Source organism: Shimia thalassica (assembly GCF_001458215.1).
GTDB lineage: Bacteria > Pseudomonadota > Alphaproteobacteria > Rhodobacterales > Rhodobacteraceae > Shimia > Shimia thalassica.
The window spans coordinates 597960-624463 of the sequence record NZ_CYTW01000001.1; the positions used below are offsets into that span (position 1 = coordinate 597960).

Annotated in this window: 27 protein-coding genes; 8 read left to right on the forward strand and 19 right to left on the reverse strand. The window is 55.0% G+C overall.

The window, feature by feature from the left end; genetic code table 11:
• The first annotated feature begins 42 nt into the window (after nt 1-42).
• From PH7735_RS02775 to PH7735_RS02785, 3 genes are all read left to right on the forward strand, one after another.
• Complete coding sequence (locus PH7735_RS02775; protein WP_058311107.1) at nt 43-753, forward strand: VIT1/CCC1 transporter family protein; 711 nt, start codon at nt 43-45, stop codon at nt 751-753.
• A gap of 263 nt (nt 754-1016) precedes the next feature.
• Nucleotides 1017-3926, forward strand: coding sequence for an isoleucine--tRNA ligase (gene ileS / locus PH7735_RS02780; RefSeq protein WP_058311108.1), 2910 nt, complete (start codon nt 1017-1019; stop codon nt 3924-3926).
• 78 nt (nt 3927-4004) lie between these two features.
• Nucleotides 4005-4457, forward strand: coding sequence for a methylated-DNA--[protein]-cysteine S-methyltransferase (locus PH7735_RS02785; protein ID WP_058311109.1), 453 nt, complete (start codon nt 4005-4007; stop codon nt 4455-4457).
• On the opposite strand, the gene PH7735_RS02790 is transcribed toward PH7735_RS02785, so the two are convergent.
• A complete protein-coding gene (locus PH7735_RS02790; protein WP_058309798.1) occupies nt 4454-5146 on the reverse strand; it encodes a CDP-alcohol phosphatidyltransferase family protein in 693 nt (230 codons plus the stop codon). The genes PH7735_RS02785 and PH7735_RS02790 overlap by 4 nt on opposite strands.
• Before the next feature lie 121 nt (nt 5147-5267).
• A complete protein-coding gene (locus PH7735_RS02795; protein WP_145865249.1) occupies nt 5268-6074 on the reverse strand; it encodes an NAD(P)-dependent oxidoreductase in 807 nt (268 codons plus the stop codon).
• Between the two features lie 162 nt (nt 6075-6236).
• Here PH7735_RS02795 and PH7735_RS02800 point away from each other — a divergent pair, with 162 nt between their 5' ends.
• Entirely contained in the window at nt 6237-6716 is a 480-nt protein-coding gene (locus tag PH7735_RS02800) for a DUF4405 domain-containing protein (protein WP_058309799.1), read from the forward strand.
• Nucleotides 6717-6760: 44 nt separating this feature from the next.
• Here PH7735_RS02800 and PH7735_RS02805 read toward each other — a convergent pair whose 3' ends face one another.
• From PH7735_RS02805 to PH7735_RS02870, 14 genes are all read right to left on the reverse strand, one after another.
• Complete coding sequence (locus PH7735_RS02805; RefSeq protein ID WP_058311111.1) at nt 6761-8068, reverse strand: DUF8689 domain-containing protein; 1308 nt, start codon at nt 8066-8068, stop codon at nt 6761-6763.
• Nucleotides 8069-8180: 112 nt separating this feature from the next.
• Nucleotides 8181-8675 carry a prepilin peptidase gene (locus tag PH7735_RS02810; protein WP_058309800.1) on the reverse strand — a complete coding sequence of 165 codons (495 nt, stop codon included), beginning with the start codon at nt 8673-8675 and terminating at the stop codon, nt 8181-8183.
• A gap of 15 nt (nt 8676-8690) precedes the next feature.
• Nucleotides 8691-9539 carry a tetratricopeptide repeat protein gene (locus tag PH7735_RS02815; protein WP_058309801.1) on the reverse strand — a complete coding sequence of 283 codons (849 nt, stop codon included), beginning with the start codon at nt 9537-9539 and terminating at the stop codon, nt 8691-8693.
• Between the two features lie 32 nt (nt 9540-9571).
• Complete coding sequence (locus tag PH7735_RS02820) at nt 9572-10135, reverse strand: tetratricopeptide repeat protein (RefSeq protein WP_058309802.1); 564 nt, start codon at nt 10133-10135, stop codon at nt 9572-9574.
• Nucleotides 10136-10162: 27 nt separating this feature from the next.
• Nucleotides 10163-11128 (reverse strand): type II secretion system F family protein, encoded by a 966-nt coding sequence (locus tag PH7735_RS02825; RefSeq protein ID WP_058309803.1) that lies wholly within the window; start codon nt 11126-11128, stop codon nt 10163-10165.
• A 14-nt stretch (nt 11129-11142) separates the two neighbouring features.
• Nucleotides 11143-12111 carry a type II secretion system F family protein gene (locus PH7735_RS02830; protein ID WP_058309804.1) on the reverse strand — a complete coding sequence of 323 codons (969 nt, stop codon included), beginning with the start codon at nt 12109-12111 and terminating at the stop codon, nt 11143-11145.
• A 5-nt stretch (nt 12112-12116) separates the two neighbouring features.
• On the reverse strand, nt 12117-13583 hold the full coding sequence (locus tag PH7735_RS02835; RefSeq protein ID WP_058309805.1) for a TadA family conjugal transfer-associated ATPase: 1467 nt from the start codon (nt 13581-13583) through the stop codon (nt 12117-12119).
• Nucleotides 13584-13597: 14 nt separating this feature from the next.
• A complete protein-coding gene (locus PH7735_RS02840; RefSeq protein ID WP_058309806.1) occupies nt 13598-14875 on the reverse strand; it encodes a CpaE/TadZ family protein in 1278 nt (425 codons plus the stop codon).
• A gap of 337 nt (nt 14876-15212) precedes the next feature.
• Nucleotides 15213-15854: an OmpA family protein gene (locus tag PH7735_RS02845; RefSeq protein WP_082645182.1), complete on the reverse strand. Its 642-nt coding sequence runs from the start codon at nt 15852-15854 to the stop codon at nt 15213-15215.
• A gap of 16 nt (nt 15855-15870) precedes the next feature.
• Complete coding sequence (locus PH7735_RS02850; RefSeq protein WP_058309808.1) at nt 15871-17298, reverse strand: type II and III secretion system protein family protein; 1428 nt, start codon at nt 17296-17298, stop codon at nt 15871-15873.
• Between the two features lie 186 nt (nt 17299-17484).
• A complete protein-coding gene (gene cpaB / locus PH7735_RS02855) occupies nt 17485-18351 on the reverse strand; it encodes a Flp pilus assembly protein CpaB (RefSeq protein ID WP_058309809.1) in 867 nt (288 codons plus the stop codon).
• Nucleotides 18352-18604: 253 nt separating this feature from the next.
• Nucleotides 18605-18784, reverse strand: coding sequence for a Flp family type IVb pilin (locus PH7735_RS02860; RefSeq protein ID WP_058311112.1), 180 nt, complete (start codon nt 18782-18784; stop codon nt 18605-18607).
• Between the two features lie 166 nt (nt 18785-18950).
• Nucleotides 18951-19130, reverse strand: coding sequence for a hypothetical protein (locus PH7735_RS02865; RefSeq protein ID WP_058309810.1), 180 nt, complete (start codon nt 19128-19130; stop codon nt 18951-18953).
• A gap of 535 nt (nt 19131-19665) precedes the next feature.
• Nucleotides 19666-19845 (reverse strand): hypothetical protein, encoded by a 180-nt coding sequence (locus PH7735_RS02870; RefSeq protein ID WP_058309810.1) that lies wholly within the window; start codon nt 19843-19845, stop codon nt 19666-19668.
• Between the two features lie 359 nt (nt 19846-20204).
• Between PH7735_RS02870 and PH7735_RS02875 the strand changes: the two genes are divergently transcribed.
• Entirely contained in the window at nt 20205-21017 is an 813-nt protein-coding gene (locus PH7735_RS02875; RefSeq protein ID WP_058309811.1) for a lytic transglycosylase domain-containing protein, read from the forward strand.
• Nucleotides 21018-21030: 13 nt separating this feature from the next.
• On the opposite strand, the gene PH7735_RS02880 is transcribed toward PH7735_RS02875, so the two are convergent.
• From PH7735_RS02880 to PH7735_RS02890, 3 genes are all read right to left on the reverse strand, one after another.
• Nucleotides 21031-22404 carry an L-serine ammonia-lyase gene (locus PH7735_RS02880; RefSeq protein ID WP_058309812.1) on the reverse strand — a complete coding sequence of 458 codons (1374 nt, stop codon included), beginning with the start codon at nt 22402-22404 and terminating at the stop codon, nt 21031-21033.
• Nucleotides 22405-23100 carry a glutathione S-transferase family protein gene (locus PH7735_RS02885; RefSeq protein WP_306341219.1) on the reverse strand — a complete coding sequence of 232 codons (696 nt, stop codon included), beginning with the start codon at nt 23098-23100 and terminating at the stop codon, nt 22405-22407. It lies immediately after the preceding gene.
• Between the two features lie 159 nt (nt 23101-23259).
• Nucleotides 23260-23715 carry a hypothetical protein gene (locus PH7735_RS02890; RefSeq protein ID WP_058309814.1) on the reverse strand — a complete coding sequence of 152 codons (456 nt, stop codon included), beginning with the start codon at nt 23713-23715 and terminating at the stop codon, nt 23260-23262.
• Between the two features lie 75 nt (nt 23716-23790).
• Between PH7735_RS02890 and PH7735_RS02895 the strand changes: the two genes are divergently transcribed.
• The 3 genes from PH7735_RS02895 (at nt 23791) to gor (ending at nt 26460) form a co-directional block, all read left to right on the forward strand.
• Nucleotides 23791-24222: a MarR family winged helix-turn-helix transcriptional regulator gene (locus tag PH7735_RS02895; protein WP_058309815.1), complete on the forward strand. Its 432-nt coding sequence runs from the start codon at nt 23791-23793 to the stop codon at nt 24220-24222.
• A gap of 84 nt (nt 24223-24306) precedes the next feature.
• Nucleotides 24307-25095 carry a ribose-5-phosphate isomerase RpiA gene (gene rpiA, locus PH7735_RS02900; protein WP_058309816.1) on the forward strand — a complete coding sequence of 263 codons (789 nt, stop codon included), beginning with the start codon at nt 24307-24309 and terminating at the stop codon, nt 25093-25095.
• A 9-nt stretch (nt 25096-25104) separates the two neighbouring features.
• On the forward strand, nt 25105-26460 hold the full coding sequence (gene gor / locus PH7735_RS02905) for a glutathione-disulfide reductase (RefSeq protein WP_058309817.1): 1356 nt from the start codon (nt 25105-25107) through the stop codon (nt 26458-26460).
• Nucleotides 26461-26504: the final 44 nt, after the last annotated feature.

Below are 26504 nucleotides of genomic sequence, written 5' to 3' on the forward strand. Positions count from 1 at the left end.
CGACAGCTTGAAGTGCAAGGGCACCCGGCGCATGATTGCCGCATGAAGGATCATGGCCATTCACAAGAAGAAGTCGAGCGCCGGATCGGCGATCCGCCGGGGCGCGGTTACTTGCGTGACCTTGTTTATGGCGGGATTGACGGATCGGTCACAACGTTTGCCATTGTGGCGGGGGTTGCAGGTGCGGGTCTGTCCCCACTGATCATTGTCGCGTTGGGCCTTGCCAATGTTCTGGCAGACGGGTTTTCCATGGCCGCAGGGAACTATTCCGGCACCAAGGCCGAGTTGGATGACATCGAACGCTTGCGCGAAATCGAGCTGCGCCATCTACAGGAACATCCCGAAGGGGAACGCCGCGAGATCCGTGAAATTCTTCGTCTCAAAGGTCTTGATGGGGCCGTATTGGAGGCCGCAACAGATGCGATTGCGCAAAACAAGGAAGCCTCGGTTCAGTTGATGCTGGAAGGGGAATACGGATTGGCTGGTGTGGACCCCCATCCGATGCGTGCCGCGGTCGCCACTTTTCTTGCCTTTTTGATTGCTGGCATGATCCCGCTTTTGCCATTCCTTTTGGGGCTGGATAACGCGTTTCGCCTGTCTGCGATTGCAACCGGCATGGTCTTTTTCGGGATTGGCGCATTGAAAAGCCGTTGGGCGCTGACCCCTTGGTGGCGTTCCGGTCTGGAGACCCTTTTGATCGGTGGGCTGGCCGCTGCCATTGCCTTTGGAGTCGGGACATTGTTCCACGCCTGAGACCTCTGTCGGTCACATGATCTTCCAGTGTTCGTCACTGCGTCGACACGGGCGAAGATGAAGCAGGCACTGCTTGCGTTTGAGCCTTTACGCCTTGGGGCAGCGGGCCTATAACGCGGGCCATGACCCGCCATTTCGCGATCATTATTCGAATTATTTGCCCGGCGCTCTGATACAGACGAGCCGCCGGGACAAGGCGTATGGAAATCCGCGCCGCCCCTCGCATTCCCGAACATGATCCGAACAGACAAGGACGCCAAAAGATGTGCGCCGAAACTCCCGAATATAAATCCACTCTGAATCTGCCCAAGACCGACTTTCCGATGCGGGCGGGCCTTCCCAAACGCGAGCCCCAGTGGCTTGAGCGTTGGGCAGATATGGGCATCTATGACCGCCTGCGTGAAAAAGAAGGTCGTGAACCCTTTACCCTGCATGATGGCCCTCCCTATGCGAACGGCCACCTGCACATCGGTCACGCCCTGAACAAGACGATCAAGGACATGATCGTGCGCTCTCACCAGATGATGGGCTTTGATGCGCGTTACGTGCCGGGATGGGATTGTCATGGTCTGCCCATCGAGTGGAAGATCGAGGAACAGTATCGCAACAAAGGTAAAGACAAGGACGACGTCCCTGTCATCGACTTCCGTCAGGAATGCCGCAAATTTGCCGAGGGCTGGGTTGATATCCAGCGGGATGAATTCAAACGCCTCGGCATCACCGGCAACTGGGAAAATCCCTATCTGACGATGGATTTCCATGCAGAACGTGTCATTGCCGAAGAATTCATGAAGTTCCTCATGAACGGGACGCTTTACCAAGGGTCGAAGCCCGTGATGTGGTCACCGGTTGAAAAGACCGCACTGGCCGAAGCCGAGATCGAATACCACGATCACAAATCGCACACCATCTGGGTGAAATTCCCCGTTGTCCGCGCGGTCGAGCCTACTGGCGCGCGCTCGGGTCTGTTGGGTGTGAATGTTGTTATCTGGACGACGACCCCTTGGACGATCCCCTCAAACCGTGCCATCGCCTTTAATCCAGAGCTGTCCTATGGCCTGTATAAAGTCACCAAGGCACCTGATGATAACTGGGCGAAAAAGGGCGATCACTATCTTCTGGCGGATAATCTGGCCGAAGATGTGATGAAATCGGCCAAGGTCGAAGAATTCATCCGCAAGCGCGACGTAACAGCCCAGCAGCTGGACCTGATCATCTGTGGTCACCCGCTGCGTGGAGTCGAGGATGGTCAGGGTGAATGGGACTATGACGTGCCCATGCTGCCCGGTGATCACGTGACAGACGACGCCGGAACCGGTTTTGTGCACACCGCGCCAAGCCACGGCGCGGATGACTTTATCCTTGGGGTGAAGCATGGTCTGCAAATGACGCACAACGTCATCGAAGACGGCTCGTTCCGTGCGTCGTTGCCTTTGTTTGGTGGTGAAGTGATCATCACTGCCAAAGGCAAGGAAGGCAGCGCAAACACCGCCGTCATCAACAAGCTGGCCGAGGTCGGCGGGTTGATTGCCCGTGGTCGCGTGACCCACAGCTATCCGCACTCCTGGCGTTCGAAGGCGCCGGTGATCTTCCGGAACACGCCACAATGGTTTGCGGCCGTGGACAAGGATGTCGAGGATGGACAGGACCAGTACGGGACTACGATCCGCGAACGCGCACTGACCTCGATTGACAAACTGGTCAATTGGACGCCGCAAACAGGCCGGAACCGTCTCTATTCCATGATCGAAACGCGGCCTGACTGGGTGTTGTCTCGCCAACGCGCCTGGGGTGTTCCTCTGACGTGCTTTACCAAGAAAGACGCCTTGCCGACGGACGAAGATTTCCTGTTGCGCGACGAGGCCGTGAACGCACGCATCGCAGAAGCCTTTGAAGCGGAAGGTGCCGATTGCTGGTATGCCGACGGCGCCAAAGAGCGTTTCCTTGGAAGCGACTACAACGCTGACGATTACCAACAGGTTTTCGATGTGTTGGATGTGTGGTTTGATTCCGGTTCGACCCACGCCTTTGTTCTGCGCGACCGTGAGGACGGAACCGCCGACGGGATCGCAGACGTCTATATGGAAGGCACAGACCAACACCGCGGCTGGTTCCACTCCTCCATGCTTCAGGCCTGTGGAACCTTGGGACGCGCGCCGTATCGCAACGTTGTCACGCACGGCTTTACGCTGGACGAGAAGGGCAACAAAATGTCCAAATCGTTGGGCAATACCATCGTACCGGAGAAGGTCGTGCAACAATACGGTGCCGACATCCTGCGTTTGTGGGTGGCCCAAACCGATTACACAGCGGACCAGAGAATCGGACCTGAAATCCTGAAAGGTGTCGCTGACAGCTATCGTCGTTTGCGGAATACCATGCGGTTCATGCTGGGTGCACTCGACAGCTTTAGCGAAGCGGATCGCGTCGCGCATGCCGACATGCCGCCGCTGGAACGCTGGGTGCTGCACCGTTTGGCAGAATTGGACGAGAAAGTCCGCGAAGGTTACAAGTCCTATGACTTTATGGGTGTGTTCAACGCGATCTTTAACTTTGCGACCGTAGAGCTTTCGGCGTTCTATTTCGATATCCGCAAGGACGCCCTCTATTGCGACGGAGACACGGATCGCCGTCGCGCTACGCGCACGGTGCTGGATATCCTGTTCCATCGCCTGACGACATGGCTGGCGCCAATTCTGGTGTTCACCATGGAAGAAGTCTGGCTCGAGCGGTTCCCGGGCGAAAAGTCATCGGTTCATCTGGTTGATATTCCCGAAACACCGGCCGAGTGGCTGAATGCCAATCTGGCCAAGAATGTCTCTGAATTGCGTCGTGTGCGCCGCGTTGTGACCGCAGCCTTGGAAGTGGAGCGTCAGAACAAAGTCATCGGATCGAGCCTTGAGGCTGCGCCGGTGGTTCATGTGTTGGATGCCGATGTTATGGCAATTCTGCGCGTGCTGCCTGTTGATGACCTTTTCATCACATCGGGTGTCTCGCTCAGCAGTGATCCATTGCCAGATGAAGCGTTCCGCTTGCCAGAAGTCGACGGCGTTGGTGTTGTGTTTGAAAAGGCCGAAGGCGAAAAATGCCAGCGGTGTTGGAAAATCCTTCCCGACGTTGGCCAGCACAAGCACGTGGGCGTGTGTGGCCGCTGTGATGAGGCTTTGGGCTAAGGTCCTACACGACCCGAAACTTGCGTAATCTTGGGCGCCCCGCTTGCGGGGCGCTTTTTTGTAGCGCAGGATGCGGGCATGTTTGAAAGAACCGTGGATACCCCGACAGGGCCGATGCGTCTTGTCGAAGACTATGGCGCCATCGTGCGCACCAACTGGGGGCAGGGCCGTCAGGACGACACACCTTTGCTGCTTGAAGCCGAAGCACAGCTCAAAGACTATTTTTCCGGAAAACGCGAAGCGTTTGATCTGCCCTTGCGAGTTGACGGATCAGATTTCCAACGTGCGGTGTGCGACGCGATGTTGGACATTCCGTTTGGATATACCTGCACCTATGGCGACATATCCAAAAAGCTTGGCGTACCTGCGCAGGCGGTGGGGCAGGCGTGTGGGGGAAATCCGATACCGGTGATCATTCCGTGTCACCGCGTAATGGGGGCAAAAGGCCTGACCGGGTTTTCCGGCGCAGGTGGTGTTGAAACAAAGGTTCAGCTTTTGCGACTGGAAGGCGCAGGCGGCTTTTTGATCTAGTCGTTTTCGGGAATGATCTGCTGTGCGACACCCGCAAACAGCAAATACACACTTGTCACGACCAGTCCCCAATGCGCCCAGCTTTGAGGGTGGAAATCCACCCAAGCGGCCCATCCGGCAAAGAATGTCCATCCGATCGCCATAGGCAAAGAGACCGTGCGCCAGCGTTCCGTCCGGACGGGATGAATGAATTTCAGGGGCAGGAACATCGCCACAGCCAACACCGCGACCAGCGCAAAAGATACCCAGAAGTTTGGTTCGAGGGCGAAGATCACCAGCACAACCATATTCCAGCATCCGGGGAAGCCGGAAAAGGAATTATCCTTTGTTTTCATGCGGGTGTCTGCAAAATACATCGAGCTTGCGAAGGTGATGACGATGATCGAAAACCAACCTGTCCAGCCGTCCATAAGACCCGATTTGAACAAAGCAAAAGCGGGAATAAAGACATAGGTTAAATAGTCGATGATCAGATCCAGCAGGACACCATCAAACTCGGGTGCATATTTTTTGACGTGATACCGGCGCGCCATGGGGCCATCCAGACCGTCGACAAAAAAGGCCACGACAAGCCACAAGAACATGAGGCTCCACTTGCCGTCTACGGCGGCAAGCATGGACAGCATCGCAAACACCGCACCGGTGGCAGTGAAAAGATGAACAGACAGGGCGCGGTTTTCAGGGGTCATAGGCAAGGGTCATGCCGGAAAACAGCACGATGTGCAATGATTGCGGGGCCCTTGGTGGCGATGACGTGCGGGTATTTGCCTCAAACGTCAGGCAACCTTGGGGTGAGCGTCGTTAAACAGGCTACTTTCGCGGTTTCAGCGCTCGAATCGCGCCTTGTACCGTTTCAGGAAGCGTCGTGTCCGCCGATGCCGGGGCCGCGTCGAGGGCCGAAGCCACATCTTTGACCAGAATTCCAATAGAGTTATCCTCGGCGCAGCCATCGCGCGCAAACTCGATATCCTCAAAGCCCGAGGCGAACCAGTTTTGCCCTGACGAGGTGTGGATCAGAGAAAGCAGTTTGTCTTCATCAAGCCCCGCATCATCAGCCCAGTCCAGAACCAGACGCGTCATGGCCGTGTGAGAGGCCGCCAGCAAGTTGTTCAGGACCTTGGCCTGCATGCCAGCGCCAAAGGGCCCCATCCGGTGAAAATGCGCGCCCATTGCATCAAACAGCGGCTGATGTTTGTCCAAGGCATCTTCATCACCCCCGAGCATAAAGGAAAGGCGGGCCTTTTTGGCCGCAATGGCTGCTCCGGACATGGGCGCATCGATCAATGTGATCTTTTCGGGCAGGCGTTCTCGAAGGTCGCGCACATATCGCGGTGACAACGTAGACGACACAATCACGGTTTCGAGGTGGGGTGCCTGCGAGAAATTCTGAGCGCCGAACAACACATCCTCGGTCTGCGGAATATCCCGTACAACCGTGATCAGCGTGCGCAGGTTTTGCGAAAATACCTCTTTCGTGACCATTTCCAAGCCGAGGCCATCAAATTCGCCTGAAGCGCGCACGTCATAGCCGATTGCATCAAACCCCGCAGCCCGCAACGCCGCGAGCATCGGCGCCCCCATTCGGCCGCATCCGGCAACACCAATTCCAGTCAGCACCTGTTGTTCTCCCTTTGGGTTGTGACGCCAATCAACGTGATGCACGGCCCTAGGTCAACAGCCTATGAAAAATCACAAGATTCCCAAGAAATTCACAAATTCCAGAGACGGAATTTCGCGGCCTGTGCGTGTTACCTGCAACCAATATTGACGGAGATGATTATGCCAAAATTACGTGCTTGGGCGACACCGCTCACGGTCGCAACTTTTCTGACGATGGGGGTGACCGGCCTGTTGCTGTTCTTTCATCTGGACATCGGATTAAACAAGCTGTTGCACGAATGGGTTGGCCTGTTGATGATTTTTGGGGTGGGGGCGCATCTGGTTTTAAACTGGCGACCGTTTTCCACTTATTTCAAGCGTCAATCCGCAGTCGTGATCATGGCCAGTGGCGCGGCTGTTCTTATGTTGAGCTTTATACCCGTGCAATCAGGTGGAAATCCCATGTCGAGCGTCTTTCAATCGCTGCAAGCCGCGCCGATTGAACAGGTAATCGCGCTTTCCGGGAAAGGGGCAGAGGATGGCTTGGCTGCGTTGCAGGCCGAGGGTGTTCTGGTCGAACCCGGCCAATCCATCATGGCCGCCACAGGTGGCAGCCGTGACGCAACGATGCAGGTCATTAAGGTTCTGTTCGCAGACTAATCCGGGTGTGGCGCCCAAATATTAGGGCGCCATCCCGCGATGATTTACTTCACGATGTGTTCGTCTTTGACAAACATATTGGCCCAGGCCCGATCAATCAGTTCCGGCGTCATTTGATAGGGAATGCCTTCGAAATCACAAATCGAAATCATTTGATCGATCAGGAATACAGGCTGATAGTTTGCATAGACGTTATCGATCGTTGGGTACTTTTTCTTCAACAGATGCACCAAGGTGGCCTCATTTAGAGGGACCTTCTTTTTCTTGGCGACAAGCGCAAAGATCTTGAGAAAGTTTTGCTGGCTTGGCCCGTCAATTTTGATTTTGAAAAAGATACGGCGCAGGGCAGCCTGGTCAAAAATTTCGTTCGGGTGGAAGTTGGTCGAAAAGATCACCAGCGTGTCAAAGGGAACTTCGAATTTCTCCCCCGATTGCAAAGCAAGGATGTCCTTGCTCTCTTCCAAGGGAACAATCCAACGGTTGACCAGTGATTGGGGTGGCTCTTCCTGACGTCCAAGATCGTCCACGATAAAAATACCGCCGGTCGATTTCAACTGTAGAGGCGCCTGATAGGTGCGCGCGGTTGGGTTATAGACCAGATCCAGCATGTTGAGGGACAATTCACCCCCTGTGATAACCGTCGGGCGGTCACATTTCACATATCTTGAATCAAAACGGGCAAGGCGTCGCAACGAGGTTTTGTCTTCGACTTCTGCCTCTGCCTTGGAATGCACGATAGGATCATAAACGGTGATGACCTGCCCTGCGTATTCAATCGCGTAGGGGACATAGATCTTGTCTCCCATTGCGTCCCGGATACCGTTTGAAATAGACGACTTACCGTTGCCAGGGGGGCCATACATCAGGATCGAACGACCCGAGCCAACAGCAGGGCCCAGATGGTCCAGCAAGCTGTCCGGAAGGATCAGGTGCCCCATCGCATCAGTAAGCTGTTTGCGGCTGATCTGGACGTTGCGGATCGATTGGCGTTTGACCTGTTCACGGTACACATCCAGAGGCACTGGCATCGCGCCAAAATATTCAGACTGTGCAAGCGCGTCGAGTGCACGGGCTTTGCCGGCGTCGGTCAGCTGAAACCCCATTTCATTACCGCTGTTGGCATTCAGCGTGCCGGTCGCTTCGAGAAAACGCTGTTCACGGGCGACATCAATCAACTCTTGGGTCACTGCGGCAGGCAGACAGATTGCCTTTGCGACGTCACTGACCATGTCCACGTTTTTGCGAAACATCGTTTTCAACATGATGTCACGCATCATCACGATGGGCAGGCGCATGTCGGTAAGACGTTTAGGGGCCGGTGGGGCCATGACATTGCCGTTTTGCATATTCATCAGTGTAGCCTCGGAAGTTGGCAATTGATCTTGCATCCGTGCAGAGGTCGCACTCTGCCCGATAGGTTCAGCTTTACTTAACTCGATAAAGATGGCGAAACTCGGGCCGAGATCAGGCCCCGTAAAGGATTCCGAGGATCATGTAGATCGCCAATGCCCCACCAAGGGCAAGACCCATAGGGAAATCCCAACCCTGTTCCCAGCTTTCCCAATCGGGAACAAGCCTACGCACAGGGGAGTATTTGGCGAGGCGATGCGTGATCCATGCCGCCAGCAACGTTGCGGAAAAAATCACGACCAGCAGCTTTGTATCGCCAAATGCGATGAAAGGCGCGGCGGCGGCGGCAAATTTTGCATCCCCCGCCCCGATCAACCCGCCCGCATTCAAGAGCATTCCAATCAGCAAAACCACGACAAGGTGCGAGAAACGCCACCCATAGTCGACGATGGGCAGGGCAATCAGGCCCACCACAACGAACACAGCGATCAGAGCCAAAACAGAGTGGTTGGGAATGCGCATGGAACGCATATCGCTCCAGGCCACGTAGAAACATATGGGCAGGACGAAGGGCGCAAACCATGCGGCCGACCAGACAGTAATTTCCATGCGTGCCTCGGCGTCTTAGCTGTTTTCAAGCGCGCGCAGTGAACGCACGGCGGCCTCGAAATGCTGCGGATGGGTGTCGATTGCTTCACGCAACAGGGCTTTGCCAGTTTCGGTGTCGCCTTGCTTGATCGCCGAAAGCGCCATTGTGTGCAAAAGCTGTGCCCGTTCGGTTTGAACCATCGGGATCACAGGAAGCGAATATTTACGCTGTGCACCACGCGCGAGAACAATGTTGTTCTTGGCGGTAAACAGGCTGCTGTCGTTGCGGATGGCCTCGCCGAACAAACGCTCAGCCTCGGCATAATCGCCACGGCTCAGCTTGGAATATCCCCAGTTGTTCAAAACGCCAGCAGGGCGGGTCGTGAGACCCACAGCGGTTTCGTAGAAACTGTCGGCTTTGCTCCATTCCTGATTGCTGTCAGAAATCATCGCTTCAAGGCGATAGCGTTTGTAAGTCTCGTGAGTTGGAGGGATCGAATCCAGCGTTTTTTCTGCGCCATCCCAATCGCCGCCGCGGATCTGTGCATCGGCCAGATCAACAAGATCAGCATCGGTGCTGTCTTTGTTCTTGGTCACTTTTTGCCAGGCTGGAACCGCTTCGGTATAGCGCTTTGCCCGCACAAACGAGAGCGCCAGCCCCCGCTGAAGGTCGATCCGGTCCTGATTGTTTTCTAGCGTGCGTTGAAAGTACTTCACCGCCTCGTTCGGGTCTGCAACCGTCAACATGACGTCGCTGAGGTTTGTCTCATCGACCGCATTCACGTCTTGAATGGCGCGTTCAACCGACGCGTTGTCAGACTCGCCGCATGCAGACAGTGCCAGTGCACCAGTCAAACACAACGGGACAAGGAAAGTGTGGCGCATATTTTGCGTCCTTTTACTGCTCTCGTCTCAAACTATGGTGTCTTGCTGAGCAGATAATCGCTTCCGCCACGCCGCACCAATTTGTATTCTTGGTTTTGCCCGTCATCATACGCGGGATTTTTCGATTTTGCGAGCGCTAAGCGCAAATTATCGCGGATTGAGTCACTTTGGCCATTATCCAAAGCAAAGGCTTTGCGGAAAATCTGTTCGGCCTCTGCGTATTCATCCCGCTCCATAAGAACGACACCTAGATTGTTCCACGTATCGGCGCGGTTTTCATCTTCGTTCAGGCTATCGCGAAACTGTTTTTCGGCCTGTCCCAATCGCCCCAACGCTAAATTGGCCGACCCGAGGGAAGAGAGCACATCCGCCGTCATGCCATATTCGCCAGCGGCCCGGATATAGGCGTCCAAAGCAAGCTCGTATTGTGCCGCTTCCATCAGGCGATCGCCAACAATCAACCCATCAACAGCTTGTCCGCGCCCAACACCGGTGGGCGCATAGGGGCTGTCTTTTGACGCGCCAAGGCCGCCCGAAGAACAGGCGGCCAAAGCGAAAGTCACACATAACAGCGCCATCTTGAAGGCGTGTCTCATTTTGCCAATTCACCCACGTTTGTTGGTTCACTGCCCCATCTGGGTAACATTGTGTATCGACGGTCCGATCAGAATGATCAAAAGCGGCGGCACGGTTAGCATCATTGTGGCAAGTGTCATCTTGGTTGGCAACTTGTTTGCGGCTTCTTCAGCACGCATCACGCGTTTGTCACGCATTTCGCCTGCATAGACCCGCAAAGCATCTGAAATCGATGTACCAAACGATGCCGATTGGATCAAAACGGTGACAAAGCTCGACACGTCCTGCACACCACAACGTTCCCCCATATCACCCAGAACCTGTGATTTGTCTTTACCGGCTTTCATCTCGTAAGCGACGATCTGAAACTCGTCCGCAAGGGCAGGGTAAGAGGCGCGAAGTTCGCCAGCGACACGGTTGATGGATTGGTCCAGAGACTGGCCCGCTTCGACGCAAACCAGCATCATATCCAACGAGTCCGGGAACCCGGCCGTGATTTCTTCTTTGCGGGTTTCGACGCGGCGTGTCACCCAGTATTTGGGCAGCAGATATCCGGCGGCACCCGGCCCGAGGATATACATCAGCGTATCCTGCGTGGTCGCCCCTTCAGGCCCTTTGATGAACATGAAGTACAAAACACCGAACACCAGCCCGACGACACCCAACAACATTTGGGCAAGGTGGAACGCGCGCACAGCATCGCGGGATTGATAGCCGGCCTGCATCAGTTTGAGGCGCAGGCTGGACAGCTCTTCCTCGTTCTGTGGTTCAAGGAAGGATTTGTATTTGGCCAGCTTCTCGTTAGACGAGGCGCGTCGCAGTTTTTCCTTGCGGTTTTCCTTGCTCTGGGCCTTTTCGTTTTCGACCTTTTTCAGCTTGTCGAGTGGGTCATCACGCTGTTTCAGCATGAACACAACGGTGGCCAGTACAAGGACAAGCCCAATCGCACCGACAGCGATCACCGGGCCGAAGGGTCCAAGGGCACCTGTCAGAATTTGTGTGATGGCTTCCATGAATCTTCTCCGGATTACACTTTGATATTTGTCAGGACGCGCATGACGAACAGGTTTACGGACAGGAACAAACCAACAGCGATACACGCCGGAATAAACAGTTCGTGCGTTTTCACGCCGTCATAGTAGTGAGGGTCGCTCAGATTGATGAAAATCAGCGCGGCAACAGGGAACCCGGACAGGAATTTTCCCGACCATTGCGCTTCGGCCGTGATCGCTTTGACGCGGCGAAACAGGCGGAAGCGGGCGCGGATCACTTTGGACAGGCCGTCCAGAATTTCCGCCAGGTTACCACCCGATTGTTGTTGGATGGCGACGGCCACCGCGAGAAACCGCATGTCTTGCATGTCAAGACGTTCGGCCATGTCTTTGAGAGCCTCGCCCACATCGCGGCCATAGGCACTTTCATCTGCGATCACGCCGAATTCAGTCGCCAGCGGGTCCTCGACTTCTTTCGCGACGATCTGGATTGCCGAAACAAAGGGGTGACCGACACGCAGTGAGCGCACCATAAGTTCGATAGCGTCCGGCAGCTGTTCCTCGATCATGCCAAGGCGTTTACCGGCCTTGTGGCTGACCCAGAAATAGACCCCTCCGACACCTGCGATTGTTCCGATGACGGCGTTCATTGCCAGGCCGGATTCGGTGCCAATGGTCAGAGCCAGAAAAGCAAAGACGCTGACGCCGGCCATGATGCCCATGAGCTGTTTCGGCGTAAAGGCGATGGCGGCTTTCTGGGCCTTTGAGGCCAGCAGCGAATAAAGCGGGATGGTGCGTGCTTTGCCGTGCTGCTGCATTTCCTTGCGCAGCTGTTCAAGTACCTCTTCGCGGCGCGCGCCCTTGTCGAGCATTTCAAGGCGGCGGTTTACGCGATTGTTGAGGCTGATCGAACGTCCGAAAACGGTCAGATAGACGCCTTCGACCAAGACGACAACGCCGACAAAGATCAGGCCATAGATGAGGAGTTCAGGGCTAAAAGGCATATCGGTTACCCCGCTGTCGGTTCATAGATGGAAGGCGGCAAGTCATAACCCCACAGGCGGAACCGTTCGGAATAGTGGCTGCGAACGCCCGTTGCGGTGAAGTGGCCTTCAATTTTGTTGTCGGGCGTCAGACCTGTGCGCTGAAAGCGAAAGACTTCCTGCATGGAAATAACGTCGCCTTCCATACCGGTGATTTCGGTGATCGAGGTCATGCGGCGCGATCCATCCTGCAGACGGGACGCCTGAACGATCAGGTTTACCGCCGAGGAAATCTGCGAACGCACGGCTTTGAGGGGCATTTCGATCCCGGCCATCGCAATCATGTTCTCAAGACGCGCAATACCATCGCGCGCGTTGTTGGCGTGAATGGTTGTCATGGATCCGTCGTGGCCAGTGTTCATGGCCTGCAACATATCAATCACTTCTTCACCACGCGTCTCGCCGACGATGATGCGGTCCGGACGCATACGAAGCGCGTTTTTCAGACAGTCGCGCGGGGACACCTCGCCTTTGCCTTCGACGTTCGGCGGGCGGCTTTCCATGCGGCCAACGTGCGTCTGTTGCAGCTGGAGTTCCGCAGTATCCTCGATTGTCAGGATGCGTTCCGCGTCGTCAATAAACGAGGAAAGCGCGTTCAAGGTTGTGGTTTTACCTGAACCCGTACCACCCGAAACGATCACGTTCAGGCGGGTGGCAACTGCGGCCTGAAGATAGGCTGCCATCTCTTCCGAAAATGCGCCAAAGTTCACCAGATCGTCGATGCCCAGTTTGTCTTTTTTGAATTTCCGGATCGAAACCAGCGATCCATCCACGGCAATTGGCGGCACCATGGCGTTGAAACGCGAGCCATCCTGAAGACGGGCATCCACATAGGGGTTGGATTCATCAACGCGGCGGCCAACAGCGGAAACAATCTTGTCGATGATCCGCAAAAGGTGCTTTTCGTCTTTGAACGTAATGTCGGTCAGTTGCAGTTTACCTGCACGCTCGACAAAAATCTGTTGCGGGCCGTTCACAAGAATATCGTTCACGGTTTCGTCTTGCAGCAACGTTTCCAGCGGACCGAGGCCGGTGACTTCGTCGTAAAGCTCTTGGTTCAGTTGCGTGCGTTCATCGCGGTTCAAAACAATGGCGCGCTCTTGCAGAACTTCGCTCGAAATTGCACTGATTTCATTGCGCAGATCGTTTTCGCTTGCATGTTCAAGGGCCGAAAGGTTCAGGTTGTCCAGCAACTCACGGTGCAGTTCCAGCTTGATCTCGCCCAGACGCTCTTTGCGCTTGCGCTCTTTGTCTGCGGGTGCGGCTTTTGCCGGTTGTGATTGCACCTGCTTGCGCGCGACCGTTTTTCGCTCTGGCGCGGGCGCAGTTGTCGCTGTTGCCGAAGCGGTTTCCGCCTTTGCCGGCCCAGACGCAGGTTTGCCCGCCGGTGGCACCGGTTTGGGAGCGTCCTGCTTTTTGTATCTAGAAAACATCGAGATCTCCTGGGTTAAGCGGCTTTGGGATCGGTCTGATCCAGGCTGTGTAGATTAACGGCGAGCTTTGCGATTTCTTTGCGCAGCGGATTTTTAGGGGCGGAAACAGCCAAGGGTTGGCCGTGGTCCGAACCTTGCATGACCTGGCGACCACCGTCGGGCAGCAAGACGTCAATCGAGATGTCCAGACTCTCGGCCAGACGTTTGACGCGAGACTTGCCAGCCAGATCTGTAAACTTTGGCGATCGGTTCAACACATAGCGCAGCTTTTCAAATGGCAGGTCTTCGGCTTGAAGTGCGCGCTTGAGGCGCATCGTGTTTTGCGCGGAACGCATATCGATTTCGAGCGTTGCGAAATACACATGCGCCGCGTTCAAAACGGTTTCGGACCATTGAACAAGCGTCGAAGGCATATCCACGATCACATAGTCAAAGTGGCGACGTGCCGTATCAAGAATGCGCTCAATGTCTTCGGATGACACCAGATCCAACGGGATCATGTCTGTTGGCGATGTCAGCACATGCAAATGCTCATCGTATTGCACCAAGGCCTGTCCAAAACTGTCGGCATCCATGCCTTCCGTGTCGGACAACAGCTCGAAAACAGCTTCACGGCGCTGAAGATCTAGATAGGTCGAAATCGATCCGAATTGCAGATCAAGATCGATCAGACACACCGACGGGATGTCTTTCTTGTCTGCTTTGACAAGTTCCCAAGCGAGATTGACGGCAAGAGTGGTTGCACCGGTGCCTCCTGCAAGGCCGTGGGTGGCAATGACCACACCTTCACGAGACTGCCCGCCGTTTTGAAGAACAACAGCAGGGGCCTCGGTTTGTTGAACGGCTTGTGTAACCGGGATTTCGACGGATTGTGGTTGTGGATCTGGCGCTCTCAGGCGCTCGATCACCTCTTTCAGCTCGCCGGAAGGAAGGGGGTAGGGGACAAACTCATCAGCACCATGGCGCAAAAGCTTATGCAACGAGGCGGGTGTCACATCTTCTGCAATAAGGATCGTGCGAATACCCCGGCCTTTGGCGGCCGAGATGACCTCCATCAACTGCGAGAGGTTGTCTTCGTCATAGTCATCAATGGCGAGTGCAATGAATTCAAGGCTTTGGGCGTCTGGCTGATCAAAAAACTGTAGCGCATCATTAAAGCTGAGATCCCCCCACTGTTCGCCAAGGGTCTCTTCCATATCGACAATAAGAAGCTCGAAATTCTGCACATCACGGCACACGGTGCATGCCAGGATCGGGCTCGGGTCCTCTTGTATCGGTGTGTTACTCGTCATCTTTGCCTCGGTTCTTAACACTGGCGCCGCTTTGTGAATTTCGTTCTGATGACACGCACACGTCACCAAAGGCCGAAACTCGCGAACACCACGTCCGACTCATTCGCCAGACGCAATTCGTTCTTTGGAATGAACTTGACCCCGAACTTGGGCAACATTGGGGCTAAAAAGCCGAAATTGTGCGGTATCTTTGAACGATCAAGAAAAGATTAGGTGATTGTTTTCAAACAAAGTCAGCGATCTTTTGGCGCAAAATGCAAAAAACTAAAGGCAAACAAAGAAAAACCCCGCAGGCTTGCGCGCAACGGGGATGTTTTTGTGGGCGGGGCCCTGGGGTTTAGCTGCCGCCAGACGAATAATCGGAGGTGTTGATGCCGGTCAGAGTGCTTTGCCCTGTCGCGCTTTCCACATATTCGCGGTAAACAACCTGGCCGTATTTTCCGTCCAGGATCGTAGGGTGTCGCTGCACAAAACCGGACACTTCGGTGACTGTCCGTCGGTTTTTGAGTTCGCGGCCCTGTGAAACGATCAAAGGTTGGGTTTCACCTTCGGAAACGATCGCCTCGAGCCGGCTGCGGCTGATACCCTGCGAGCCGAGATATTTCACAACCGCTTTGGCGCGGCGCAGGCCGAGATTGTAGTTATAAGTGCTTGAGCCCACGGCGTCGGTGTGTCCGTAAACGCGGAAAGTCACTTCGGGGAACTGATTGATCCAAACCGCCTGTTGGCGCAGGACCGTACGGGATTGTTGATCAAGGCTTGTGCTGTCGAACGCAAAGTTCACGGTCGAGGGCACTTCTTCGGCAAAACGGCTTGCGAGTTGGATCACAAAGCTTTGTTCGCCAGTCTGAATGGCGGTGTTGTTCACCGTCGCTGCGCCGAAGTGGCCTTTGTCGACAACAGCGCCGGCTTCACGATACGAACTCATATCGCAGGCTGCGAGGGCGATCAAAGCGGTGGTTGCCAATAGGAATTTCATGTTGCCCGCCATTGCCTTAGTCCATCACATAGCCATAAGAGCCACTGAAATCTTGCTTCGCGACCTCGCCAGCCGCACCCCGTTTCGGGGCATTTTCACGCGCAACGCGCCCAAAGAGGAAAAGATCGGATTCGCTGGGTGGTTTGACGCGATCGGTGGGCAAGGCCAAGGCTTCGCCACGTGTTGGCGTCACAAGGTGCGCTGTGACAATGATCACCAGTTCGGATTGTGATCTCTGGAAATCGGCGCTGCGGAACAAAGATCCCAGTACCGGAATATCGCCAAGCCATGGCACCTGGCCACTGCTGTCCTGGAAATCATCCAAAAGCAGACCCGCGATTGCGAAGCTTTCCCCATCGCGAAGCTCAACAGTGGTGGAGGTTTCACGACGCTTAAATCCGTTGATCGTGAATGTTCCGTCTTCATAGCTGTTTGATGAATCAACGGACGACACCGCTGCATTCAGCTCGAGATTGATCAAATCGCGATCTACGACGCGGGGGATAAAGTTGAGTTCAACACCAAAGGGTTTGAATTCGATGGTCACCGCCCCGTTTTCCTGACTGACAGGAATCGGGTATTCGCCGCCCGCAAGGAACTTTGCTTCTTGTCCGGAAAGGGCAGTCAGGTTCGGTTCAGCCAAGGTGCGCACGACACCTTTGCTTTCCAATGCTTCCAACAAAAGCCCGACCTGTACGCTGCCAGCGGAAAAGCCAAACAAAATGGCGCCATTGTTATCATTGGTCGCGGGCAGGCTCCCTCCGAGGGATGTATCAACCGCTCCGTTGGTCACTGTCGTGTTCGTGCCACCTTTGATACCGGTGCTGCCGCCGCCAATTGCGCCTTCCATTGCGAGGGACGCACTCAGCGATTTGGCAACGGTACGCTGCATTTCGGCAAATCTGACTTTGAGCATGACTTGCTGGACGCCACCGACGGTCATCAGGTTCGAGACGCGTTCCGGTGCATACCGCTCTGCAAGGTCCATGGCTCGTTGCAAGCGTTGAACGCTGCTGACTGTACCGGACAAGACAATACCGTCATTGGCTGTGCGAACTTCGATTTTTTCACCGGGCAAAATCTGACGCAGGCGTTCTTTGAATTCGCTGATATCTGCTGCAACACGAACGTCTACGTTAGTGATCAGGCGTCCGGTGCCATCCAAAAGCGTAAGAGTGGTCAAACCGGGGGCCTTGCCCAAGACATAGATCGTGCGATCAGACAGGGATGAAATGTCGGCGATCGCTGGGTTTGCGATGCTAAGCTCGGCAAAAGGAACATCACTCTCGACGACAACCGCACGGTTCATCGGCACGCTAAGCGTGGATGTGGACCCACTGCGCACAACGCGAAGTGTCTCCGCAGTTGACTGCGTAGGTAGAATGGGTGCTGCAACGACGGCCATCCCCAGAAGGGCGGCGCCGAGAAGTCTTCGATATGTCATGTGACCTGCCTTTTTGATCACGCCTCAGAAGTGGATCTTGCGTCCACTTTTTTGTCACTGTGCGACAAATTGGGTTTCATTGCAAGAATCAATGGGTTTGGGGCCTCAGTTGATGTGTGCCGTGGGCAACAGGGTGACATGCAAAAAAGGCGCCGCAGTGAGCGACGCCTCGTTTTTACGGTTTTTTCAGTTTGTGCAGGGGATCGGAATTTGCACCACTTCTGCACCGCGACGGGTTTTGATGGTACAGACGCGTTCTTCCTCTATGCGCTCCACGATTTTCTCTTCGGGCGCTTCGATGCCCAGCAGACTGCGCTGATCGACTTCGACGACAGAGGCGACGGTGTCGTCTTCTGCGCCGACAAGAGCAAGCATCAGATCACCGGTCTTTTGGGCCTGTGCTAAGGATGCAACCTGTTGGGGCTTTGCTGCCACAGTTACGGTCTTGGCCACGTTGCCTGCTTCGATCTCACCGTCTGCGCTTTGGTCGATTGCAATCAACGTCACACTGGTCTGGATCAGTTTGGTCACTTCGTCGTTGCCCAATTCTCCGCCCATGCCTTTGACGCGACCGGTCCAATAGACATCAACCCGGTCTCCGGGACGCAGAAAGCCTGAAACGCCGCTGGCCACATCCACTTTGATCGCGAAGGCACGCATGCCCTTTTGAAGCCGTGTTGTCAGGCCTGCATCTTCTCCAGGTTTGGTCACCTTGATTGCGAGAATGGCTTCTTTTTCTTCCATTGCGCGCACAACGTAGCGGACCACATCTTCCCCATGCGGGAATAGATCTTCCTTGGTTGCGAACACGCCTTCTGGAAGCGCATCTTTCGGGAACTTCACCAACTGTATGTCCTCAACCGTCAGCTCTTCACCATATTTCATGGGGCGCGTGGTCACGAACACATCTGTTGTGGCGATCTCCGGCTTCTTTGACGCACGTTCTTGTGCCAAAGCCGATTGATATCCCTCGATATAATTTTGGGCCATATAGACGGCAAAACCGGCCAATCCCAGTCCAATGAGCAGAACTACAGCAAATATCGCTCGCATGCTCTTTACCTCTTCGTTGCTTATCGCGCCATCCTGCTACCCATTGGCGCGCATACGGGTCCATAGAGCAGTCAACCATCATATTGTGGCCAAAAAATGCCAGATAAGGGATTGTTTCGTGTCGTTTGGACCAAAGTCTTTGCGATGATCCAGAATTGGAGTTGCCTTGCCTCTCTCGAGGTCGATGCAACTTTTTTCTGTACCCAGAATCAGAGTTTGAAACCTGATCCGCGGCATCTCAGTTAGGTGACCTCTAGTCGTTCAGGCGCTCTTGGATTGTAGAGCCTGTATCGTTCGCAAGACCAACCGTACCACCTTCGATAACGGTCATCGCTGCGATACCCAAGGCAACGATACCGGCGCAGATAACAACCCAGTCGACTGTTACGGCCCCGGTTTCGTTCCGATGGAATCTTGCCAAGAAATGTTTCATAGCCTGGCCCTTCATTGTGATTTCAGAAAACCCGCCCGATAGAATCAGGTCCTGCTGAATACCGCTGTACTCGTTACTAAGAGGTTCGCAGCCCTCGGTGCTTTACAAAAAGAGGCCGCGCCGAAAGAACGGCACGGCCCCAATATGTTCGCTCTATGCGTATGGCTTAGTTGCCAACTTCGCCAGCGATGTCGCCAGCAGCTTGAGCGGCCAGAGATTCAGTGTTCGATTCAATCGCGGTGTAAGCAGCAACAGCCAGGCCAACAACAGCAGCGGTCAGAACAACCCAGTCTACAGTTACAGCGCCGTTTTCGTCTTTGCGGAAGTTTTTGATAAATTTGATCATGGTTTTGTCCCTCCAAAGGATCAGTCTAATTGCGTGTCACCTTGTCGGGCCTAAGGTGAACCGCTCTCTCTCATTGGTTCGTTCCCGACTTGGTATGAAGGTAATATCCACTTGGATTGGGGCGCGAATTGGGCACGAAACGTGCCTTTTTGTAGTGTTTTAATGAATATCGCGACAATCGTTGCCAGATTCCCATTTTCTTCATGTTTTTGGGGGATGCAGGCGGCAAAACGGATTCGGGGGCGATGTGACTGGCCTTTCCGGACCCGAAAAGAGATGTGCGATTCCCGCAGGTTTACCTTTTCAAGGCCGGGAGAGGGGCGTTCGATCCGCAGCTGGGGCGATTGCGCTTCGATCAAACTGCCGCGTTGATCCAGCTTGACCTTCTAGGGAGCCTTCAGACGGAAAGGGGGGGGGCTGGTCCGGATTATTCCGAAGAATATCGAGTCGTATCGGCGCTATGCAGTGCACCCATAGAAAAAGGCTGCACCGGAAACCGGTGCAGCCTCAAAACTTAAACCGTCAGGCGTATGGCTTAGTTGCCAACTTCGCCAGCGATGTCGCCAGCAGCTTGAGCGGCCAGAGATTCAGTGTTCGATTCAATCGCGGTGTAAGCAGCAACAGCCAGGCCAACAACAGCAGCGGTCAGAACAACCCAGTCTACAGTTACAGCGCCGTTTTCGTCTTTGCGGAAGTTTTTGATAAATTTGATCATGGTTTTGTCCCTCCAAAGGATCAGTCTAATTGCGTGTCACCTTGTCGGGCCTAAGGTGAACCGCTCTCTCTCATTGGTTCGTTCCCGACTTGGTATGAAGGTAATATCCACTTGGATTGGGGCGCGAATTGGGCATGAATCGTGCCTTTTTCGAACTTTGACAGAAAATGCGAAAAATCTGGCAAGCTGCTGAAAATTAAATAAAAAATTAGATATCATTGCGGTGGTGGGTGCCTGCCTTCGTGCGAATTGGGCATTTTTGACACCTTTCGCCGCTTTTTTTCGGGGATAACTGGCTCCAAAAGATGAATTTTGAGAGACTCACACTCAAAGAACGGCAAAAAAGTCGGGCAGAGCAGATGATTTTTAGCAGGATATTGATTCCGGGGCTTCTCGCCCTCGGGTTGACTTTGCCGGTGGCCGCCGAGTCGCCTGCACCTTTTCCTGATTTCAAGGCTAAACGGGTAAAACCCCCAAAAGCAGGCCAGAAAAAGAGAATCACGGTTCAAATTGATCAGACCGCGTCGGTTGTGGCGACTGCGAAACCCGTGACGCCTGCTGCAAGCGGATCTGACACTGTTTCATCCAGCTATGCGTGGTTCTGGGATAAGGTTTCGCCGGACCTTGCTGCTTCGGGACCGGGGCGGTTGCGCCCTGCGCTTGATGCATTGCAAGCCCCGCCTCCCGGAGAGGGCGTGGCAGCCCCACGTTTGCAGAACATGCAGGCATTGGCTAAAAAACATGGTGTCGACATTCTCACGGCCACGATTGGCACGAATGTCTCGCCTGCGCTTGTTCTTGCAGTGATTTCTATTGAATCGGGTGGCCGTGTTGACGCGCTGAGCAGTGCAGGGGCGTCCGGCCTGATGCAATTGATGCCGGCTACTGCAGACCGCTTCGGGGTCGCGGATCGTGCCGTGCCCGCGCAGAACATCAAAGGGGGCGTGGCGTTTCTGGATTTCCTGATGGAGCGCTTTGACAAAGATCCGATGCTGGTTCTTGCAGGCTATAATGCAGGTGAAAATGCCGTGGCCAAGCATCAAGGCGTGCCGCCCTATAGCGAAACACGTGACTATGTGCCCAAGGTTTTGGCAGCGTATCAAGTGGCGCGCGGTTTGTGTCGCACGCCACCACAGCTTTTGTCGGACGGGTGTGTTTTCGTCACGCAATAACGGACGTCAGCGATCAACAGTTCGGGACGTTGACGGCAAGCCCCCCAAGAGATGTTTCCTTGTACTTTTCGTGCATGTCATGGCCCGTCTGACGCATGGTTTCGATCACCGCGTCCAGCGGCACAAAATGCTGACCATCCCCGCGCAGCGCCAATGAGGCCGCCGAGACGGCCTTGATCGCGCCAAGGCCGTTGCGTTCGATGCAAGGCACCTGAACAAGGCCCTTTACGGGATCGCAGGTCATGCCAAGGTGATGTTCCAAGGCGATTTCGGCGGCGTTCTCGACCTGCTCCGGGGTGCCGCCCATGACGGCGCACAATCCTGCTGCGGCCATGGCTGAGGCGCTTCCGACTTCGGCCTGACATCCGGCTTCTGCTCCGGAAATGGAGGCGTTGAATTTAACCAGCCCGCCAATTGCTGCAGCAGTGAGCAGAAACTCCTCGATCTTGCCTGACGACGCACCCGGCACATGGTCCAGCCAGTATCGGATGACGGCGGGCAACACACCCGCGGCGCCATTGGTTGGTGCCGTTACCACCTGACCACCGGCGGCGTTTTCCTCGTTCACGGCCATGGCATAGGCGCTCATCCAGTCGTTGATGGTATGTGGCGCGTTCAGATTCATGCCGCGTTCCGCCTGCAAGGCATCATGAATGCCTTTGGCGCGGCGGCGCACACTCAAACCACCGGGTAATATGCCGTCAGTGGTCAGCCCGCGTTCGATACAGGTGTTCATGACATCCCAGATTCGGGCACATCCGTTTTTAAGACTGTCGGTGCACCCGCGCGAGACTTCGTTTGCGCGTTTCATTTCGGCAATCGAATTGCCAGAGATCTGCGCCATTTCAAGCATCTCTGCAGCAGATTTGAACGGATAGGGCACGGGGGCACCTTCATCCGTGTCTTGGCCCGCGGCCAATTCGGCCTCGGTCATGACGAAACCACCACCGATTGAATAGAAGGTCTCTTGCAGGGTGACATCGCCTTGGGCATCAGTCGCCATCAAGACCATGCCGTTGGCGTGGCCGGGAAGATTGGGACCAAAATCAAAGGTCAGATCTTCGTTCGGGTTAAAATGAAGTTCGGGCAGGCCTTCTGGTGTTACGACGTTGTGCGCATTGATCCGCGCCAGCGTGGCTTCTGCCTTTGCGCCGTCATAGGTGTCCGGCAGGAAGCCGGCGAGGCCGAGAATGGTTGCGCGGTCGGTGGCATGCCCGACCCCGGTAAAGGCCAATGACCCGTGAAGTGTGGCGCGCACGCCGTGGAACTCAAACGGCGAGGCGCGCATCTGGTCCAGAAACCGTGCGGCGGCAACCATCGGCCCCATAGTGTGAGACGATGACGGGCCAACGCCCACTTTGAACATATCGAAGACAGACAGAAACATTTAGAGTGCCACTCCTTCTGGCGGGGTTGGCGGTGTTGGGGCTGTGAAAGGGTGGGGGGCCATCCCCTCAGCGGCACACAGGGCCAAAGCGGAGGGGCGCATTTCAATCCGTGCGGCAAGGGCGTGCAGATGGGGCCAATCTTCAAGAGAGAACCAATCCGTGTCGTCTCGAGGATAAAGCGCCATCCAGCGCAACATCGGCCCCATATAGAGGTCAAGGATCGACAGATTTTCAGGGTTGTTGAACCACAACTGGCCCTCGCCAGCATATGTGTTCAAAATTTGCAGCCCGTCGGTGATATTGGTTCTGGCCCCTGACAGCAGGGCTTGGTGATGTGCCGGATCGGGACCGGCATATTTTTCGGGATAAAAGCTCATCCGCAAATTGGCGTGCAGCGTGTTTGAAAGGTAAAACAACCAGCTTAGGAACGACGCGCGTTTGGGGCTTGTGGCCGCGGGGGCCAGCCGTCCCGAGCGGTCAGCCAGCCAAAGAAGAATGGCGGCGGTTTCAAACATGGTGCCGTCTTGTGTTGCCAGCGCGGGAATTTTGGCGGCCGGATTGATGGCACGAAATTCCGCGCTTTGCTGTGCCTTCCGAGACCGGTCAACCAAAACCGTTTCAAATGACAAGCCAAGCTCTTCGAGCGCAAGGCGCACGATTCCCGACGCGTTGTCGGGGGCATAGTGAAGTCTCAATGGGTCTTTCATGGCCAAAGAATAGGTCGGGGAACAGGCGCGCGGCGGTCACAAAACGACGTTTCCTATCGGAAACGCGCTTTGTCGTGAAAAGAGGCTGCTTTATCTTGTGTCCAGAGGTGTCGCCGACGAGCGCAGGGGCCTTGAACGACCTGTCCATTACTGTGCCGCCCGACGGCGGCGACGGTTGCGCAGGGATTGACCGTCTTTGAGGTTCAGCACAAGCAAAGTGATGTTCGTGCCGCCCGCCAGGAGTTCCACGCCCTGAACAGAGTAAAAGAGCATGTCCAGTTGATCTGCGTTTGCGCGGACGGCAAGGAAGATCGCACTGGGCAGCAGGATCAGCATGCCATTGGCGGCGATGAGTTTCATCCGTCGCATTTTGCGGGCGACCTCAGGCAGTTTCCATCCTTTGCCCAATTTGCTGCCGGTCGCGCCTGCAAGGGCCATCATTGGTATCAAAAGGGCCATTCCCCAGAGAATGGATTGCTTGGTAGCCGCGATAGCTGCGTGATCGAAAAAGAGTTCAGAGACCAAGGTGCTTGTCCAGAACGTCGTGATCGTCAGCAGGGCGATGGATGCGGAAGCAACATGAAGTTTGAGCAGGGGAGACATTGTGAAATCCTTTATGATAGCATACTATGTAAATTGATATTGTATAGCCTGCTATGCAATCGCATATTTGCGCACATGGAATTTGCAAAAACGCACTCGGCCGGATTTCTGGCCAATCACATGGCACGCCTGTTCGCAGCGGGGCTTCAGCAGCGGTTCAAGGAGTTGGACCTTGCGCCAGCACAGTTCATGGTTCTTCTCGAGTTGTGGGAAGAGGATGGCCTGACTCAAGCCGTCCTGACGGATCGGCTGGATGTCGAGCAGGCGACAATGGCGAATACCTTGTCGCGAATGCAGCGGGACGGGCTCATTGACCGGATTGCGAACCCGAAGGACAAACGGACACGGGGCATCAAACTGACGCCCAAGGCCCGCGAGGTTCGGCAAAAAGCGCTGGCCGCGGCGGCGACACAAAATGCCGAGGCCCTCAAAGGATTGAACGAACAAGAGGCTGAAACTCTGATTGCGCTGATGCAGAAGGTGATTTTAACGCTCAAGCGCCGATAGATGTGTGAGAAACTGCTGTTTTCCCATAGCCCCCTGCACGCATCTTTCATATAACCTGTGCAACAGGAACAAGGGAGTCGTCGTATGTCCGGAGAATTGTCGCCCATCGACAAAGCCAAATTCGTCGCTGCGAAGAAAGCGGCCGAGTACGTCGAAGACGGGATGCGCGTCGGGTTGGGGACCGGCTCAACTGCAGCTTGGCTGGTACGGTGTCTGGGCGAAATGGTCCGCGACGAGGGCCTGCGTATCAAAGGCGTTCCAACGTCAACGCGCACAGCACAGTTGGCCCGCGAAGTCGGCATTCAGGTTGTCAGCCTAGATGAAGCCAAATGGCTGGACCTGACAATTGATGGTGCGGACGAGTTTGACGGTGACCTGAACCTGATCAAGGGCGGCGGCGGCGCGTTGTTGCAGGAAAAGATCGTGGCGACCGCTTCGGATCAAATGGTTGTGATTGCCGACGTCGGAAAAGAGGTCGAAACGCTTGGTGCGTTTCCCTTGCCGGTCGAGGTTATCCCCTTCGGATGGCAAACCACCCAAGCCTTGATCGAAGAAACATTGGTGAGCATTGATGTGCTTGGGCGGGCGTCCACGTTGCGCATGAACGGTGACAGCCCGTTTGTTACCGACGAAGGCAACCATATTCTTGATTTGCATCTTAATCGCATCGGTGATGCGCGCCAGTTGGCGATGGTGTTGAATCAAATGCCGGGTGTGGTTGAAAACGGTCTGTTCATAGATATCTGTGACGCAGTTGTTGTTGGATATGGCGATGGCCGCGTGGAAGTGCGCGACATCAATGCCGGCACGATCGAAGAGGCGATGTTGGACTTTGCAGAGACCGACAACCTTTTCACTGATCTGGTAGACTAAGGGCATAGAATGGCTTTTGATTATGATCTGTTTGTCATCGGTGGTGGTTCCGGTGGCGTAAGGGCTGCGCGTGTTGCGGCCCAAGAAGGTGCCAAAGTGGCACTTGCCGAAGAGGAGCGCTATGGCGGGACTTGTGTGATCCGCGGCTGTGTGCCGAAAAAACTGATGGTGTTTGCCAGCGAATATGGCGACATGGTCGACGACGCACAGGCCTATGGATGGGATATCAAACCCGGTGCGTTTGATTGGGATGTGTTCCGCGGCAAGCTTTATGCCGAGCTGGACCGTCTGGAAAATGTGTATCGCGGTATTCTCAAAAACAACGGCGTTGATACCTATGATCAACGCGCGAAAATTGCGGATGCGCATACGGTCGAATTGACCGATGGGACGCGCAAGACCGCAAAGCATATCCTGCTGGCAATGGGTGGACGCCCTGTAAAACCGGGGATTCCGGGGGATGAACTCGGCATCACGTCGAATGATATCTTCCACCTCGAGAAGCTGCCCGAGTCGATCCTGATTGTGGGCGGTGGATACATCGCAAGCGAATTTGCAGGCATTTTGAACGGCTTGGGTGTGAACGTGACCCAATACTATCGCGGTGCTCAAATCCTGCGTGGGTTCGACGACGAAGCACGTGGTTTGGTCAGCGACGAGATGTGCCAGAAAGGTATCAATCTTCACTTGGGCACGAATATCGTGCGCATGGAAAAAGAGGGCGACAAGATTCGCGTCGTTGCGACGAATGGCGATGAAAACCTGTTTGATCAGGTGATGTTTGCCACCGGACGTGTGCCAAATGCGGATGATATGGGCCTTGAAGAGGTCGGCGTTGAACTTGGCCGCAAGGGGCAGGTTGTGGTCGACGACTATAGCCAGACAGCGGTGCCTTCGATTTATGCGGTTGGGGATGTCACGGACCGTGTCAACCTTACGCCGGTTGCGATCCGTGAAGGCATGGCCTTCGTGGAAACCGTGTTTAAAGGTAATCCGACCAAACCGGATCACGAATTGATCCCGACGGCGATTTTCACACAGCCGGAAATGGGCACTGTGGGCCTCTCTGAAGAAGACGCGCGCGAGCAGGAACCGATCGAGGTTTATGCAACAAGCTTTAAGCCGATGCAGCAGTCCTTTGCGGGACGCAGCGAGCGTGTTCTGATGAAGCTGGTGGTCAGCCAGAAAACCCGTAAAGTTCTTGGATGCCACATTGTGGCCCCCGGAGCGGGCGAAATGATCCAGTTGGCCGGTATCGCGGTCAAGATGGGCGCGACCAAAGAAGATTTCGATCGGACCGTGGCGGTGCACCCGACCATGTCGGAAGAGATCGTTACAATGAAAAGCCCGACGCGTACGGGTTGAATTTCGCGGCGCATGCCACAGGTTCTGTAGGCATGCGCTGCAAC